We start from the raw sequence: 2407 nt of genomic DNA, 5'->3' as shown, positions 1-2407 counted from the left end.
GATAAGCAGAATTACCTGCATATGGTCTACTGCGGCGAACGCCTGAACCGCGCAGATGAGTATAAAAATATCGCGGCAACATTCCGTTTTCCGAGCGATAACAGCGGCATTTACAGCAATGCCTATACACCTGCCGGTACCTGGAACCTTGCCGAACCAGCCATTGAACTAGTCCATACTGATGGTAACCCATCGCTGGATCTGAAATACGTAAGCCACAAAACCACGCCGGTTGATGCAAACGTAACAGAAACGGCGGTACAGGTAGCTGATCCGGTCTACAAGGTTTCCGTTACCCTGTATTATAAAGTCTGGAAAAAAGAGAATGTGTTTGAACAATGGGCAGAAATCAGAAATGACGAAAAGGGCCCGGTTGTCCTGAATAAATACGCGTCGGCCAACCTGTTTTTCACCAACAAGGATTTTTACCTGACCTCTTTTCAGGGGCAATACCTGAAGGAAATGCAGCCGCTGGAAGAGAAACTGTTACAGGGACTGCGCACTATCGACAGTAAACTCGGTACGCGGGCAATGCTGCTGGGTACACCGAATTTTATGGTCTCATTCGGTCAGCCGGCCCGGGAAAACACCGGGATGGTGATGTTGGGACAACTGGCCTGGAGCGGGAACTACAAACTTGATTTCGAAGTCGATTCGTACCAGAACCTGCGGATAATCGCCGGCATAAACCCTTATGCATCCGCCTACTCGCTGGGTACCGGAAAATCCTTTAAAACCCCTTCGCTGATTTATACCTTGTCGGGTAATGGCACGGGTCAGGCAAGCCGGCAGTTACACGACTGGGCCCGGAACTACCGCGTGCTTGATGGAAACGGCCAGCGCCTGACGCTGCTCAACAACTGGGAGGCTACGTATTTTGATTTTGACGAAACCAAACTGTCGAACCTGATCCGCGATACGAAAAAGCTGGGTGTCGATATGTTTTTGCTGGATGATGGCTGGTTTGGCAACAAATACCCCCGCAATAACGACAATGCCGGGCTCGGCGATTGGCAGGAAAACGTGAAAAAACTGCCGAATGGTATTGGTTACCTCGTAAAGGAGGCGCAGAAGACCGGAGTGAAGTTCGGTATCTGGATTGAACCGGAAATGGTTAATCCGAAAAGTGAGCTCTATGAGAAGCATCCGGATTGGGTAATCCGTCAGCCGGAGCGGCCTGAGAAATACTACCGGAATCAGCTTGTTCTGGACCTGTCGAACCCCGATGTTCAGGATTTTGTGTTTGGGGTAGTGGATGGCCTCTTCACTAAAAATCCGGAACTGGCCTTTATCAAATGGGACTGTAACGCCGTGATTTATAATGCTTATTCGGCGTGGTTACAGAAAAACAAAATCCCGCAGACGCATTTGTATGTGGAGTATGTAAACGGGCTGTACAAGGTCCTGCAACGCATACGCGCGAAGTATCCCAGGGTGCCGATGATGCTGTGCTCCGGTGGCGGTGGCCGGGGCGACTACGAATTGCTGAAGTACTTTACCGAATTCTGGCCAAGCGACGATACCGAGCCAATTGAGCGGATTTTCCTGCAATGGAATTACTCGTACTTTTTCCCGTCGATTACGACAGACTGCCACGTGACGGACTGGGGAAAACAGCCGATAAAATTCCGCGTTGACGTGGCTAGTATGGGCAAGCTGGGGTTTGATGTGGTGGTCAGTCACCTGAGTCCCGACGACCTGGCGTTTTGTCAGCAGGCGTTGAAAAACTACGACTCATTCAAGGAGATCGTCTGGCACGGGGATCAATACCGGTTAGCCAGTCCGTATGAAGGGCCGGTGGCTTCCATGGGTTATGTCAGCAAGGACAAGAGCCGCGCCGTGATGTTTACCTATTTTCACGCAAACCGTGTGGTTGAGTCCTTTACCAGCCGCCCGATCCGGTTTGCCGGTTTAGATCCGGATCAGCAGTACCGGTTAAAGGAGCTGAACGTATATCCGGGCAAAAAGTCGCCGGTTGACGAAACCAGGGTCTATTCGGGTTCATTTCTGATGCATGTCGGCATCAATCCGAATGTCAGTGCTGGTCGGGCAAGTGTAGTGTTGCAGCTTACGAAAGCGGAATAGCCTTCGTTAACCGTGGCGGAACAGCGCTTAATACTTCCCTGCTCCGCCACGGTTGATCACCTTACTTCTCATTCGGATGCTCCGCCGCCAGTTGCTGCGGCGTATAGAAATCCTGCTTGCTTTTCGTTGCCTCCCGTACCTTTTTTACCTGTGCAGCCGAGATAGCCGGAGCCTTATTGCCGAATGAATTCCGGACATAGGTCAGCACCGCTGCTACTTCCTGATCATTCAGCAACCCGCCAAAGGGAGTCATCGGTACCTGGCCGGGGTATTTTTTCGTATTTACCTCAATAGGCCCCATCAGTCCTTTCAGCGCTATTTT

At 51.1% G+C, this 2407-nt stretch carries 2 protein-coding genes; one reads left to right on the top strand and one right to left on the bottom strand.

What is annotated here, in order from left to right:
- A partial coding sequence (locus tag BLX24_RS29990) for an alpha-galactosidase (RefSeq protein WP_071506869.1) occupies window positions 1–2085 on the top strand: 2085 nt, incomplete at its 5' end.
- 61 nt (window positions 2086–2146) lie between these two features.
- Here BLX24_RS29990 and BLX24_RS29985 read toward each other — a convergent pair.
- Window positions 2147–2407, bottom strand: a 261-nt coding sequence (locus BLX24_RS29985) for a c-type cytochrome (protein ID WP_143092902.1), incomplete at its 5' end; no start/stop codon positions are given.

The organism is Arsenicibacter rosenii, from assembly GCF_001870735.1.
Lineage (GTDB): Bacteria > Bacteroidota > Bacteroidia > Cytophagales > Spirosomataceae > Arsenicibacter > Arsenicibacter rosenii.
Note: the sequence above shows the minus strand (reverse complement) of the source record. Positions and strands in the feature narration are given on the sequence as shown.